Source organism: Shimia gijangensis, from assembly GCF_900142085.1.
Taxonomy (GTDB): Bacteria; Pseudomonadota; Alphaproteobacteria; order Rhodobacterales; family Rhodobacteraceae; genus Shimia; species Shimia gijangensis.
Map to the genome: position 1 here is coordinate 17792 of NZ_FQZQ01000014.1, position 15342 is coordinate 33133.

The window sequence follows — 15342 nt, forward strand, 5'->3', positions numbered from 1 at the left end:
TTGGAGATTGTCTGACGATTTATCTTAGTTCAGGCGTCCGTGGCAGTGCTTGAACTTCTTCCCGGATCCACAAGGGCAGGCCTCGTTTCGGCCAGGATTTCCCCAGGTTTCACGGTCATTTTCATCAAAGCCTTCGCGGGCTTCGCCTGCAAGCGCCTTAGGTGTCTGATCCGCCGAAGCCTGCTCCAACTGTTCTTGTTGCTCGGACATTTCCACCGCAACCTGACGCTGCTCTTCTTCGGTCATCGGGCGGATGTTGGCCAGTGTCTTGGTCACATCTTCACGCAGCCCATCCAGCATGCTTTCGAACAACTGGAATGACTCGTTTTTATACTCATTCAGCGGATCGCGCTGCGCATAGCCACGGAACCCAACCACCGAGCGCAAATGCTCAAGCGTCAAAAGGTGCTCGCGCCACTTGGTATCGATGGTCTGCAAAAGCACCTGCTTTTCGATCATCCGCATTGCATCCGGACCAAAGCTCGTGGCCTTTTGCGCCATCATCTCATCTGCAGCTTTTTCCAGGCGCTCAATGATTTCCTCGTCGTCCACGCCTTCTTCTTTGGCCCAGTCGATAACAGGCGCATCCACACCTAAACGTTCGATTGCAGCGGCATAAAGGCCCTCTGTGTCCCACTGATCGGCATAGGTCTTGGGTGGCATGTATTCGTCCACCAGATCGCCGATCACTTCGTGACGCATGTCCTGCGCAATGGATGACAGGTCTTCTGCTTCCATGATCTCGCGACGCTGGTTAAAGATCACCTTACGCTGATCGTTCATCACATCGTCGAATTTCAAAAGCTGTTTGCGAATATCAAAGTTCCGACCTTCGACTTTGGCCTGCGCCCGCTCCAGTGATTTGTTCACCCAAGGATGCACAATAGCTTCGCCCTCTTTCATGCCAAGGCTCGACAGCACTTTGTCCAGGCGCTCGGAACCAAAGATACGCATCAAATCATCTTCAAGGCTTAGGAAGAATGACGAACGGCCCGGATCACCCTGACGGCCCGAACGACCGCGAAGCTGGTTGTCGATACGTCGGCTTTCATGACGTTCAGTGGCCAGAACGAAAAGACCACCGGCCTTGATCACGGCCTCTTCATCAGCCTTGTGAGCTTCTTCCATCTGAGCGCGAATTGCAGCGTGGTCGCCATCGGGATCCGCCGCAATGGCTTCGAGAATTTTGAACTCGACGTTGCCGCCCAATTTAATATCCGTTCCGCGACCCGCCATGTTGGTCGCAATCGTCACCGCAGCCAATTTTCCGGCATCGGCCACAATTTGTGCTTCCTGTTCGTGTTGACGCGCGTTCAGAACATTGTGTTTGACATCCGCCTTGGTCAGCATTTCGCTCAGAAACTCGGACTTTTCGATTGACGTGGTCCCCACCAGAATGGGCTGGCCTTTGGCATTGGCTTCTTTGATGGTTTCAACCACCGCCTCAAACTTCTCGGCCCCGGTGCGATAAACGGCATCGTCATCATCTTTACGATCAATCGGACGATTGGTTGGCACTTCGACAACACCAAGGCCGTAGATTTCGGCAAATTCCTCAGCTTCGGTCGCCGCCGTACCCGTCATGCCCGAGAGTTTGTTATACAGACGGAAATAGTTCTGGAAGGTGACCTGAGCCAGTGTGACGTTCTCTGGTTGAATTTCACAGCCTTCTTTGGCCTCGATGGCCTGATGCAGGCCTTCGGACAGGCGGCGACCTGACATCATACGGCCGGTAAATTCATCAATCAACACGATCGAGCCATCGCGCACGATATAGTCTTTGTCTTTTGTGAACAGCTTGTGGGCACGCAAACCCTGATTGACGTGGTGAACAATCGTCGTGCTTTCAGGGTCGTACAGCGACTGGCCTTCGGGCAAAATGCCGCGAGCCAAAAGCTGCGCCTCAAGAAAATCGTTACCGTCATCGGTAAAGGTCACCTGACGGGTTTTTTCGTCGATGGTGTAATGGTCTTCCAGCAGATCGGGGATCAGAACATCAATTGACAGATACATGTCGGAGCGGTCCTGAGAGGGACCCGAAATGATCAAAGGCGTACGCGCCTCGTCAATCAGAATCGAATCCACTTCATCAACAATCGCAAAGTTATGCGCGCGCTGCGACATCTCGCGAAGGTCACCCTTCATGTTGTCACGTAGATAATCAAAACCCAGTTCGTTGTTGGTTGCATAGGTCACATCGCTGGCATAGGCCTGACGCTTTTCCTGGTCTGGCTGCTGTGGGTAGATCACCCCGGTTGTCATGCCTAGCGCACCATAGACTTTGCCCATCCATTCCGCGTCACGACGCGCCAGATAGTCGTTCACCGTAACTATGTGCACGCCTTTTCCAGTCAAAGCATTCAAATAGGCCGGAAAGGTCGCCACAAGTGTTTTACCTTCACCAGTTTTCATTTCCGAGATATTGCCCTGATGCAGAAAAATACCGCCCATCAGCTGAGTATCAAAGGCTCGCAGTCCCAGCGCCCGAAGGGCAGCTTCGCGGCAATTGGCAAAGGCTTCGGGCAACAGATCATCGAGACTTTCGCCGCCTTTGGCACGCTCAGACAATTCCACTGTCTTGGCTTTAATTTCGTCGTCAGAAAGCTTCTGGAAATCAGGCTCGAGCGCGTTGATTTTTTCAACGAGTGGGCGGGTTGCCTTGATCGTCCGGTCATTCGGCGTTCCGAACACTTTCTTGGCAAGTTTTCCGATACCCAGCATGTAATATTGTCCTTCATTGACACAATCGTGCGAGGCATCTGCTTGCTCGTTCCGCGCCCTGCTCATACAAACAGGGAAACGGCCATTCCACCTGCGCTGCAAGCGATGTAAGGGCCCTATGTAACAGTGTCAACGCCGCCAACCCGCGCGGCACCAGCCAAGGACCATTCGATGTCGAAACACCTCAGGATTCTCCGCTCATTTACTGTTGCCATGTTGCTCTGTAGTCCGGTCATGGCCGAAGAGACGATCAATCTGGATTCCGTGGTTGCCACGGTCAACGGAGAAGAGATTACCCTTGGCCATATGATGATGGTCCGCGAGGCCCTGACAGACCAATACAGATCCCTGCCTGACGATCTGTTGTTCAACGGAATTCTGGATCAAATCATACAGCAAGCGGTGTTGTCGCAGTCTCTGAACGGGGACCTGACCCACCGTATCGAGCTTTCTATAGAGAACCAGCGCCGTCTAATGTCCGCAGGAGAGGCCATTACCCGGATCATCGAAAAAGGCATGACCGACGAAGATATCCAAAAGGCCTATGACGCCAAATACGGCGCCGATTATTCCGGCCCGATGGAATATAACGCCGCGCATATTCTGGTCGACTCCCAAGAAGAAGCCGAAGCGGTACGAGAAACACTTTTGGCAGGAGCGAATTTTGCAGAAACCGCCAAAGAGAAATCAACCGGTCCATCTGGGCCTTCGGGTGGTTCGCTGGGTTGGTTTGGCCCGGGGGCCATGGTTCCGGCCTTTGAACAGGCGGTTGTCGGTATGAAAGCTGGAGACATTTCGGAACCCACTCCAACCAATTTTGGCTGGCACATTATCAAGCTGAATGAAACCCGAGTCCAAGCGGCGCCCCGGCTGGAAGAGGTGCGTAAAGAACTGCTGGATGCTCTGCAGCAATCGCTGGTTGACGCCGAGATTGCAAGACTGACAGAAAACGCCAAAATTGACCGCAGTGCCGCAGAGGCGATGAACCCTGCCGTTCTGAAGCAAACTGACCTATTGGATGCCCCTGTCGGAGAATAACGATGGCTGAAATCACGCAAGTATCGCCTTTGGCGCCCAAGTCCTTTCCCGACCTTCCCGAAATAGGGGGCGCCGAGTTTTCCGCCGTCGAAGCCGGGGTAAAGTATCAGGGACGCAAAGACGTCATGCTGGCGCGACTGGCACCCGGCTCAACCATCGCAGGCGTCTTTACGCGATCGGCCACTCGATCGGCCCCTGTTCTCGACTGTCAGGACAAAATTCTGACCGACAGTGATGCAGGCGCCGCGATCATCGTGAATGCAGGCAACTCAAACGCTTTTACCGGGCGAAATGGTGTGAAAGCGACCAAGGCAGTCACACATGCGGTGGCCGATTGTCTGAGTTTGCCCGAAACACGGGTGTTCTCATCTTCAACCGGGGTCATTGGTGAACCGCTGCCATATGACCGCATTACGTCCAAGATAAACGAGTTGCGCAGCAAGCTTTCGGCGGGATCTCTTGTGGACGCCGCTGAAGCCATCCGCACAACCGATACATTTGCCAAGGCGGCCGCCACTGAGGTTCTAATCGATGGGACTCCGGTGAAAATCGCAGGTATCGCCAAAGGTTCTGGCATGATCGCGCCAGATATGGCGACGATGTTGGTTTATGTTTTCACAGACGCCAAAGTCGAGCGCGACTTGCTGCAATCCATGCTCTCCGAGCTTACAGATGTCACGTTCAACAACATCACAGTAGACAGCGACACCTCGACTTCAGACACGCTTTTGCTGGCTGCCACTGGCGCAAGCGGCGCTGTCATCCACAGTGGACAGGGCCCGTTTCGGGATGCGCTGCACAAAGTCATGCTGGATTTGGCCCATCAAGTGGTTCGCGATGGCGAAGGCGCAACTAAATTCGTTGAGATATGTGTCACCGGAGCCATGAACGACGCAGATGCAAAAACGCACGCGCTTTCAATCGCAAACTCTCCGTTGGTTAAGACGGCGGTTGCGGGCGAAGACCCGAACTGGGGTCGCGTTGTGATGGCGATCGGAAAATCGGGCGCTAAGGCTGACCGTGATCTTTTGTCGATCCGTTTTGGAGATGTTCTGGTGGCCGAAAACGGGTGGGTTTCTCCGAATTATCGCGAAGAAGACGGAGCTGCCCATATGAAGAATCAAGATCTGACCATCAACGTTGATCTGGGTTTGAGAACCGGCAAAGCCACAGTCTGGACGTGCGATCTAACCCATGGGTACATCACCATCAACGCAGACTATCGTTCCTGATGAAGGTTTTGCTCGTCTCCGCAGTTGCCTTGATAGATGTCGATGGTCGTGTGCTTTTGGCACAACGCCCCGAAGGTAAGTCACTGGCAGGCCTATGGGAATTCCCCGGCGGCAAAATCGAACCAGGTGAAACACCTGAACAGGCACTCATCCGCGAGCTAAAGGAAGAATTGGGCATCAATACATGGTCCAGCTGCCTTGCGCCGTTGACCTTTGCCTCGCATACCTACGATGACTTTCATCTTTTGATGCCATTGTTTGCCTGTCGCAAATGGGAAGGCACACCAACGTCGAATGAAGGCCAGGCATTGAAATGGGTGCGTGCCAGGGATCTGCGCGATTACCCAATGCCCCCTGCAGATATTCCGTTGATCCCAATTTTACGAGATTGGCTCTTGTAACTTGTTGAAATCAGATTGCTGAACACTAGGTGTAGTTGTTCGGTGTCCAAAAAACATAGAAAAATGGAATGCGTTACGTTAACGTGAACCTACGTGACGGGAAGTTAGCCCGTTGCGAACATTCATACGTCATTATCAACCACGTCAGATCAATGGGGAGATTTGGATATGTTGAGGACAATAACTGTGGGCACATGCGTTTTCATACAAGGAACATTTGTGCGCACTTTGCCTGACGGGCGCATTACAGTAAGAGTTGGAAATTCCACATTTTCTGGAAATCCGGTTACGCCTTCAAGCTGACAGAAACGACCACTCACGAAAGCGGGGCTGCCGATAATATCGACAGCCCCGCTTCTATTTCAGTGACTTACGTTTAACTACGCGAGTGTACGGGTCACTTCTTCACGCTCAAAGATCTCGATGACATCTTTCGGGCGGACGTCATCATAGTTCTCAAACGCCATACCGCATTCCTGGCCCGACTGAACCTCAGGAACTTCGTCCTTAAAGCGCTTGAGTGTTTTCAGCGTACCTTCGTGAATTACTACGTTGTCACGCAGCAAGCGCACGCCAGCCGAACGACGGGCAACACCTTCGGTGACGATACAGCCAGCAACCTTACCGACGTTCGATACCTTAAAGACCTCTTTGATCTCGGCATAACCGATAAAGTTCTCGCGAATTTCTGCAGACAACAGTCCCGATGCGGCGGCCTTCACATCATCCACAAGATCGTAAATGACCGAGTAATACCGGATCTCAACGCCCTTTTGGTTAGCGGTGCTACGCGCCGACGCATTGGCACGCACGTTAAAGCCCATGACAGGTGCGCCGGATGCTTCGGCCAGCCCGATGTCGCTTTCGCTGATCGCGCCGACACCCGAATGCAGAACCCGTACACGCACTTCGTCGTTGCCGATCTTTTCCATCGCCTGAACGATGGCTTCGGCAGAACCCTGCACGTCAGCTTTTACCAGGATTGGCATTTCAGCGACGTTCTTATCGTCCTTGGCCTTTTGCATCAATTGCTCAAGGGTGGTCGCAGCACCTGCAGCAGCGCGTTTGTCTTTGGCCGCTTGCTCGCGATACTCAGCAATTTCACGTGCCTGTGCCTCGGTTTCGGTCACGTTCAGAACGTCACCCGCTTCGGGTGTGCCGTTCAGACCAAGAACCTCAACAGGAACCGATGGTCCGGCTTCGTTGACGCGTTCACCCTTGTCGTTAATCAGCGCACGAACCTTACCGTACTGCTCACCGACAACAAAGATATCGCCTTGTTTCAGCGTTCCTTTCTGAATCAGAACGGTGGCAACAGGACCACGTCCGACGTCAAGCTGAGCCTCAATCACGGCACCTTGGGCCGCGCGTTCGGGGTTAGCTTTCAGTTCCAAGATTTCCGACTGAAGCGCGATGGCTTCCAACAGTTCATCAAGTCCCTGACCGGTGATGGCCGACACTTCGACGTCCTGCACTTCACCCGACATCGCCTCAACGATGACTTCGTGTTGCAGAAGTTCCGCGCGCACTTTGTTCGGATCAGCTGCAGGCCGGTCGATTTTGTTGATCGCCACGATCATCGGCACTTTAGCGGCCTTGGCGTGATTGATCGCTTCAATTGTCTGAGGCATGACCGAGTCGTCAGCAGCAACTACCAGAACCACAATATCCGTCACCTGTGCACCACGCGAGCGCATCGAGGTAAAGGCCGCGTGGCCCGGAGTGTCCAGGAAGCTGAGCGTCACACCATCATCGGTGGTGACCTGATAGGCCCCGATATGCTGCGTGATACCGCCAGCTTCACCGGAGACGACTTTGGCGTCACGAATGGCATCCAAAAGCGACGTCTTACCGTGGTCTACGTGACCCATGATTGTAATGACCGGAGGTCGTGATACCAGATCACCATCATCTTCGTCGTTATCGGCGATCACATCTTCAACATCAGCGTCCGAGACCCGTACAACTTTGTGACCAAACTCTTCAATGATCAACTCGGCGGTATCTGCATCGAGTGCTTGGTTTTGTGTCACCATCATACCCATATTCATGAGCGATTTGACAACATCGGCCACACGTTCTGCCATACGGTTGGCCAGCTCTGACACAACGATTGTTTCCGGCAACTGAACGTCACGGATGACCTTTTCGCGCTCAACAGAACCACCCATGGCCTTTTGCCGGGCACGTTCCTGTTTCCGCTTCATCGCAGCCATCGACTTTTGACGGCGCCCGTCGCCTGAAAGGGCTTGGTTCAGAGTTAGCTTGCCCGAACGGCGGCCGTCATCACGCGCTTTGCTGCGGTTCTGACGTTGATCACGCTCGTTCTTGCGAGGCGTTGCTGCAGGAGCCGGTTTGTTCGCCTGTGCACGTGCAGGCGCCTCGGTTTTAGGAGCGGCGACCGCAGCGGCAGCGTCAGCAGCGGCGCGTTTGGCCGCCTCTTCTGTCTCGCGCTTCTTGCGATCTTCTTCGTCAGCTTTGGCACGGGCCTTTTCTTCGGCCTCGCGCTGCTCTTGCTCTTTGGCTTCTTGCTCGGCACGGCGACGATTGCGTTCTTCTTCGCGGGCTTTCTCAGCAGCGGCACGCTCAGCGGCTTCTTCCACTTCGCGGGCTTTGGCTGCTTTCAGAGCCCTCATCCTGCGTTCAAGTTCCGCATCCGAAATGCCAGCCGGACGGCGTGAAGGATCGCCCCCTGCCTTAGCAGAAGCGCCCCCAGTTGGCTTGGCTGCGCCCGGCTTGGGAACCACAACGCGTTTGCGTTTGGTCTCCACCACGACGTTCTTGGTCCGCCCATGGCTAAAGCTTTGCTTCACATTGCCCGGACGACCACCTGCTCCGCGCAGGCCCAAAGTCTTTTTACCGTCGTTATCGCTCATCTAGCTGTCTTACCCTTCTGAGCGGCCCCTGCCGCCCCAATTTCGCGTACGCCTTTTAACCGTTGGGCTTCCTCTACAACACGTTGCGTGAGTCCGCCAGACGCAAGCGCCCCATGTATCACAGTTTGTCGCCCAAAAGCCAAACCCAATTCCTCGGCTGTCAACCAACCGATGTAATGACCAAAATGCGGCGTGCTTAGTTTCGCTTTGCCGCGTCCCGAACCATCTGAAGCCTGGATCAGGACTTCTGCATACTCTTTCGAAAGCCAATCTTTGACTTTTTCATACCCTGTCACGGCCTCGCCAGATTTGCGGGCCAAGCTTATCAAATCCACAACCCGCCGTGCGAGCTGGCGATCGACTTCTTCAATCAAGTCGTCCGGCACCTTGACGGGTTGCTTTGCCGCCCGGGCAAACAACCCTTTGGTCGCTGCCTTCTGCACCGCTTGGCGATCCGCAGACACCCATATGCCACGTCCCGGCAATTTGCCCAGAATATCAGGAAAAATCTGATCGTCTGGGCCCACAACCATGCGGATCAGCTCGTGCTTTGGCCGCACTTCACCCGTGGCAATGCACTTGCGTTCAGGACCGTTCTCTCGGTCATTGGTTCGCCCACCGCGCCCCATCGTCAGACCCCGAGGCCTGCGATCAGGCCTCGGCCTCCTCTTCGGCGTCTGCCGCGTCAGCTTCTTCGGCATCCGTCACAAGATCGTCAGGATCTACCCAACCCAAAAGGATACGTGCAGTCATCACCATGTCCTGTGCTTCTTCCAGCGTCATGCCAAATGGCTCTAGGATACCGTCATCTTTGACGCGTTCACCTTCAACAGTGGTCCAGCCGCCAGCCAATTCCCAATCGGCACAGGTGGCGAAATCTTCGAGGCTCAGCACGCCATCTTTGGCAAGTGCTTCAATCATCTGGGCTGTCAGGCCTTCAAATGCAACCAAGCTGTCCTGAACGCCCAATTCGCGAGCAGCATCCATCGCCGCTTTGTTCTTGGCTTCAATCACATCGCGGGCACGGGCTTGCAGTTCCTTGGCAGTATCTTCGTCGACACCATCAATAACCAGCAGCTCATCCAACTCGACATAGGCCACCTCTTCGAGGTTGGTAAAGCCTTCGGACACCAGAAGCTGAGCGAAAAACTCGTCGAGATCGAGGTTTTCCATGAACAGACCGGTGCGCTCTTCGAATTCTTTCTGGCGACGTTCCGATTCTTCGGCTTCGGTCATGATGTCGATGTCCAGTGCGGTCAGCTGTGACGCAAGGCGCACATTCTGACCACGGCGGCCAATTGCCAACGATAGCTGCTCGTCCGGCACAACCACTTCGATCTTGCCAGCTTCTTCGTCCAGAACCACTTTGGTCACTTCGGCTGGTTGCAGCGCGTTCACGAGGAAGGTTGGTTGATCTTCATTCCATGGAATGATGTCGATCTTTTCGCCCTGCAGTTCGTTAACCACAGCCTGAACACGGCTACCGCGCATACCAACGCAGGCACCCACGGGATCAATCGATCCATCATACGAGATCACAGCGATCTTAGCGCGCGAACCGGGGTCACGAGCCACGGCCTTGATGTCGATGATGCCGTCATAAATTTCCGGAACTTCCATTTTGAACAGCTCGGCCATGAATTCAGGCGCCGTACGTGACAGGAAGATTTGTGGGCCACGAGTCTCGCGACGCACATCTTTGATGTAGCAACGCACGCGATCATTCGGGCGATAGCTTTCGCGACCGATTTTTTCGTTGCGACGCAGGATGGCTTCGCCACGGCCCACATCAACAATAACGTTGCCGTATTCTTCGCGTTTGACAACACCGTTGATGATGGTGCCTGCGCGGTCTTTGAATTCTTCGAACTGACGATCACGCTCGGCTTCACGAACCTTCTGCAAAATCACCTGTTTGGCGGACTGAGCAGCAATACGGCCCATTTCCACTGGTGGGATTTCTTCAATGTACTGCGCGCCAACTTCCGGAGCTTCCATATATTGCTTGGCTTGCTCGACGGTAAACTCGGCTTGGTAGTTTTCCAGCTCTTCTTCTTCGACCACGGTACGCACACGGGTAAAGGTGGCTTTGCCGGTTTTGCGGTCGATGTGAACGCGGATGTCCATTTCGCTGCCGTAGCGCGACTTGGCTGCACGGGCGAGCGATTCTTCCATCGCTTCGACAACCAGCACAGGGTCGATCATCTTCTCGCGGGCCACGGCCTCGGCTGTTTGAAGCAGCTCAAGCTGGTTTGCAGAGGTAATTGCCATTTACTTGTCCTCCTCGGACCCTTCGGTCTCGATCTCGTCAAAATCGTCTTCGTTAAGTGTGCCCGCAGATTTGCGCTGGCGCAGCATTTCCTTGATCAGATCATCGGTCAGCATCAACTTGGCATCTGCCAGCCATTCAAACTGAAGACCCACTGTGCCTTCGTCGATGTTGATCAGAACGTCTTCGCCTTCGACCCCGGCCAACACGCCGCGAAAGCGTTTGCGCCCGTCGATCAGATCGGAGGTCTCCAGTTTCGCGTCATAACCTTCAAAGGTCACAAAGTCCTTGAGCCGGGTCAGCGGGCGGTCAATGCCCGGGCTGCCAACTTCCAGAGTATATGAATCGGCCAACGGATCTTCGACATCCAGAACCGCACTGACCGCATTTGAAATCTGCGCGCATTCATCGACTTCGATGCCGCCATCGGGACGTTCCGCCATGATCTGCAACGTCTTGGTATTACCGCCCATCAAGCGCAAACGCACGAGTTCAAACCCCATGTCCTCAATGACAGGGGTGATGATGTCGGCCAGTTTGCGGTCCATCGCAGCTTTGGCAATCATGTCACTCATAGTGCGTGCCTCCGGGCACAAAAAAACGGGCGCGCGGCCCGTCGAATACTTCGATGGAGCGTTGGGTTTGGACCCCAGCGCACCGCTGTTGAAAGCCATATACGCCCGATGCCCTGAGTCTGCAAGGTCTAAAGGAAAACTAACCTCAGACAGGCTTTCTGGCGACAATGAAGGCTGCGGCTTTGTCATTTGGCTGCCACTGATACTCAACTTCCAAACCGGCATCACGCATGCTTTGCAATAACTCGTCCAATGTGAAGAAATCTATGTGGGGCAGCAACCGAAGTGCGCCACCAGTTTTCAAAGAGCCGCGCAACAAACCACCGGCACCGCCAATGCAGGCCGTACTTGAGATAAATACCCCTCCGGGTTTGAGGAGGTCAGTCACCCGTGCCAAAACGGCGTCCTTGTCATCTAAAAGATGCAGAATGCTCATCCCCATCACAACATCAAAAGGGCCATGACCATCGGGCAAGCTATCGATATCCGTTTGTTCAAAAGTAACATTGGACACCTGATGCTCTGAAAGCTTGCTGTGGGCGATCTCGATCATCTTCGGGGAAAAATCAACTGCCAGAATGCTTTGGACAAAAGGCGAATGCAAAATAGCTGTTGAGCCTGTTCCACATCCAAATTCGAACACCTCTGACTCGCTATTGAAATATTCGCGGGTTTTTTCGAGTTTGAATTCGTATGAGTCCATGTCGCTAATGGACATCCGGGCATAGCGTTTTGCCAAAAAGTTCCAAAATCCAGCTTTCGCGCCCATGCCATCTCTCCTGCTTAAGTGATTGACATATGGGAGTATATTGGCAGTTTCCAACCCTTGTTTAGACACTTTGTTCGAAGCAGGCCTCCCCATGTAGGGGGTTGGACAACCGAAAAGCAAAATAGTAAAACGCCCCGCAAAATGCAGGGCGTTTCAGACTATCTATCGTGTTGGTTGGCCCTTAGGCGAACCACCAACGCTCGATAAAGCGCGCGTTATCCAACTGGAACACGTTGCCGATGTTGCCCGAGTTGGCCAGCTTAGTGCTATTCGCGTCAACCGAGTTCGCATACATCGGAATGACTGTGCCACCTTCTTGCGAAACCAGCGACTGCATCTCGTGATACATCGCTCGGCGCTTGTTGGTGTCCAGCTCGGCACGAGCAACAACCAGCAGTTCTTGGAAGCGAGCGTTGTCCCAATGGGTGTCGTTCCAAGGCGCGCCCAGTTCGTAGTTCACTGAGAACATCCAATCCTCAGTCGCACGACCGGACCAGTAGCAGGCACACCATGGCTTCTTCAGCCAAACGTTGGACCAATAGCCATCATCAGGCTCTTGGACCACATTGATGTTGATACCGCCGGCTTTTGCAGATGCTTGATACAGCTGAGCCGCATCCACCGCGCCCGGGAAGCCCGCGTTCGATGCCGACAAGTCGAGTGTCAGGCTGTCCATGCCAGCTTTCTTCAAATAGTGCTTGGACTTGTCTGGATCATAATCGATCGGAGTCAGGTTTTTGTCGAAGTACTGGTTCGCAGGTCCAATCGGGTTGTCATAAGAAACCGCGCCGTGACCCTGAAGGATCTTATCGACCATTTCCTGACGATTCACACCGTGCTTCAGCGCCTTACGGACATTGATGTCATCGTGCGGTGCGAGATTTGTCAGCATCGGGAAGGTGTACTGCTGGTTGCCAGTCACCTCAAAGATTTCGACCATTGGATTGGCGCGCATGAGTGGCTCAGTCTTATAATCAACCCGGTTCAGGGCGTCGATCTGGCCGGTCATCAGTGCGTTCATGCGGGCAGAACTGTCGTTGATCGCGATTACTTCAACCGCATCAAACCAACCTTCTTTGCCGTCTTTGTAATGGCTATCTACGCGCGACAGGGTTGTGCGCACACCAGGGTCGAATGAGTCAACCTTGTAAAGGCCAGTACCGATACCTTTGGCAATAGCTTCTTCCACCTGACCAGCAGGGTAAATACAAAGGTGATAGTCCGACATCAGGAATGGGAAGTCAGCGTTGCCGTTGGCCAAAGTCATTTGAACCTGGTGCTCACCCATTTTCTTCATCTCAGTGATCGGCTCAACAATCGGCTTTGCTGCCGATTTTGCGCCTTCAGCAGTGTGCATTTGCAAGGACTCAATCACGTCGTCCGCACCAAAGGCTTTGCCATTGTGGAAAGTCACACCTTTGCGCAGGTTGAAAGTCCATGTTTTCGCATCCGCGCTGGCTTCCCAGCTTTCGGCCAGCTCACCAATTAGTTCACCATTCGCTGCAACTTGAGTCAGCGTATCAAAAACCGCACCATGCGATGTCAGGATCATGTAAGTGTCCGAGTGTGTCCGGCTGTCCCAGCTATCCGAGCTGTTCGCGCCAGCAATACCTAGACGTAGCGTACCGCCACGTTTTGGTGCCGCGCGCAGAGGCATACCTGTTGCCGCCAAAACACCGGCAGCTGCGCCAGTTTTTAGTAAACCACGTCTACTGATATTCGTCATACTTTTTCTCCCAGTTTTAGTAGTCCGGCAATAGCCGGGACCTTTGTCGCTATATTTTCTAAAAGCGATTCGTTTCACATCTTACCAATTGCAGCGTCACCGATGTTATCAACTCCGCGTTCATTGAGAAGATTTGTAAGCCAGTCCGGATCCATTTCAGGCACCGAACTAAGAAGAAGGTCCGTGTAAGCATGGTGGGGCGGAGTGAACATTTCGTCCTTCGGGCCCTGCTCGATCACTTTACCTTCTTTCATCACCACAACCTCGTCTGCGATAGATTTCACTGTCGCGAGGTCATGCGTAATAAACATATAGGACAAGCCCAGCTCGTCCTGAAGCTTGGCCAACAGTCTCAGAATGCCTTCTGCGACCAGTTGGTCCAGCGCTGATGTAACTTCGTCACAGATGATGAACTTTGGTTCAGCCGCCAAGGCACGCGCAATGCCGATTCGCTGTTTCTGACCACCAGAAAGTTCGGAAGGCAGGCGGCTGTAGTAAGTATCCGGTTCAAGTTCGATTTCTTCCAGAAGATGGTCCACGCGACGACGTTTGGCTTTGCCGGTAAGACCCATATAGAACTGCACCGGACGGCCAATAAGCTCACCAATGGTTTTGCGTGGATTCAGAGCCGTGTCGGCCATCTGATAAATCATCTGGGTCTGACGTAGCTGCATCTTGCTTCGCTTGCGATAGTCCAATGGCAAGGCTTCACCATTATACTCAATATGTCCCGACTTTGGCGGCAACAACCCCGTAATGCAACGCGCAACTGTTGATTTTCCCGAGCCGGATTCGCCCACAACAGCCACTGTGCGACCTTCATGCATGTCAAAACTGACATCATGCAAGACCGGAATTTTACCATAGGCTGCAGTCACGTTCTGCACCGAAATAATCGGCGTTGCGCTGGTTTGAACCGCAGGCTTTTGCGGGCGTTGAAAGCTTCGAACAGCCCACAAAGACTTGGTATATTCTTCCTGGGGATCCGACAGCATGGTGCGCGTGTCGGCCTCTTCGACCTCATCGCCCTTTAGCATGACTTTGATCTTGTCGGCCATTTGCGCAACCACAGCGAGGTCATGCGTAATGTAGATCGCAGCGGTGTCGAACTCTTCCACAATCTCGCGAATCGAAGCCAGAACTTCAATCTGAGTGGTCACATCCAACGCCGTTGTCGGCTCATCAAAGATGATCAGGTCCGGACGGCAGGCCATCGCCATAGCCGTCATTGCACGCTGTAACTGACCACCGGAAACCTGGTGTGGATAACGAAAACCAATTTCGTCTGGGTTTGGTAAGCGAAGCTTTTCATAGAGCTCGCGACCGTCGGCCTCGCTCTCTGCTTTGGACATAACATTGTGTTGGGTAGGCGCTTCGGAGTGCTGGTCAATCAGACGGTGCGCCGGATTGAAACTTGCTGCAGCAGACTGAGCCACATAGGCAATTCGCTTACCCAGCAAACCCCGTTTAACAGCTGCCGAAGCATTCACTAGGTCGACACCGTCAAACTCAACAGTACCGGCAGAAATCCGACATCCATCGCGGGTAAATCCCATCGCAGCCAGACCCATTGTCGACTTGCCGGCACCGGATTCTCCTATCAGGCCCAGAACTTCCCCCTTTTTCAGATCAAAGCTAGCGCCGTTGATAATCGGGTTCCAGGTTTCGTCACTGCGGCCTTCGATCTGGAGGTCGCGTACTTTCAGAAGCAGGTCACTATCTGACATTTGCGTCT

Annotated in this window: 11 protein-coding genes; 3 read left to right on the forward strand and 8 right to left on the reverse strand. The window is 53.6% G+C overall.

Annotation, left to right across the window (positions count from 1 at the left end):
- Positions 1–24: 24 nt before the first annotated feature.
- A complete protein-coding gene (secA, locus tag BUC32_RS12675; RefSeq protein ID WP_073253331.1) occupies positions 25–2721 on the reverse strand; it encodes a preprotein translocase subunit SecA in 2697 nt (898 codons plus the stop codon).
- Between the two features lie 171 nt (positions 2722–2892).
- Here secA and BUC32_RS12680 point away from each other — a divergent pair, with 171 nt between their 5' ends.
- From BUC32_RS12680 to mutT, 3 genes are read left to right on the forward strand one after another with little or no spacing between them, the layout of a single operon-like run.
- Positions 2893–3759, forward strand: coding sequence for a peptidylprolyl isomerase (locus BUC32_RS12680; RefSeq protein WP_073253333.1), 867 nt, complete (start codon positions 2893–2895; stop codon positions 3757–3759).
- Between the two features lie 2 nt (positions 3760–3761).
- Entirely contained in the window at positions 3762–4991 is a 1230-nt protein-coding gene (gene argJ, locus BUC32_RS12685; RefSeq protein WP_073253335.1) for a bifunctional glutamate N-acetyltransferase/amino-acid acetyltransferase ArgJ, read from the forward strand.
- Complete coding sequence (gene mutT, locus BUC32_RS12690; RefSeq protein ID WP_073253338.1) at positions 4991–5392, forward strand: 8-oxo-dGTP diphosphatase MutT; 402 nt, start codon at positions 4991–4993, stop codon at positions 5390–5392. Before argJ ends, mutT begins: the two co-directional genes overlap by 1 nt.
- Positions 5393–5772: 380 nt before the next feature.
- Here mutT and infB read toward each other — a convergent pair whose 3' ends face one another.
- The 7 genes from infB to BUC32_RS12725 all read right to left on the reverse strand — a co-directional run bounded on the left by infB (position 5773) and on the right by BUC32_RS12725 (position 15334).
- Positions 5773–8268, reverse strand: coding sequence for a translation initiation factor IF-2 (infB, locus tag BUC32_RS12695; RefSeq protein WP_073253340.1), 2496 nt, complete (start codon positions 8266–8268; stop codon positions 5773–5775).
- Complete coding sequence (locus tag BUC32_RS12700; RefSeq protein ID WP_073253343.1) at positions 8265–8897, reverse strand: RNA-binding protein; 633 nt, start codon at positions 8895–8897, stop codon at positions 8265–8267. Before BUC32_RS12700 ends, infB begins: the two co-directional genes overlap by 4 nt.
- Positions 8898–8919: 22 nt before the next feature.
- Complete coding sequence (nusA, locus tag BUC32_RS12705; protein ID WP_073253346.1) at positions 8920–10539, reverse strand: transcription termination factor NusA; 1620 nt, start codon at positions 10537–10539, stop codon at positions 8920–8922.
- The gene (rimP, locus tag BUC32_RS12710) at positions 10540–11112 is read right to left on the reverse strand and encodes a ribosome maturation factor RimP (RefSeq protein WP_073253598.1); all 573 of its coding nucleotides are present in this window, start codon (positions 11110–11112) and stop codon (positions 10540–10542) included.
- A 145-nt stretch (positions 11113–11257) separates the two neighbouring features.
- The gene (locus tag BUC32_RS12715; RefSeq protein ID WP_175556935.1) at positions 11258–11935 is read right to left on the reverse strand and encodes a class I SAM-dependent methyltransferase; all 678 of its coding nucleotides are present in this window, start codon (positions 11933–11935) and stop codon (positions 11258–11260) included.
- 127 nt (positions 11936–12062) lie between these two features.
- A complete protein-coding gene (locus BUC32_RS12720; RefSeq protein WP_073253351.1) occupies positions 12063–13607 on the reverse strand; it encodes an ABC transporter substrate-binding protein in 1545 nt (514 codons plus the stop codon).
- Between the two features lie 74 nt (positions 13608–13681).
- Positions 13682–15334, reverse strand: a complete 1653-nt coding sequence (locus BUC32_RS12725; RefSeq protein WP_073253354.1) for an ABC transporter ATP-binding protein — start codon at positions 15332–15334, stop codon at positions 13682–13684.
- Positions 15335–15342: the final 8 nt, after the last annotated feature.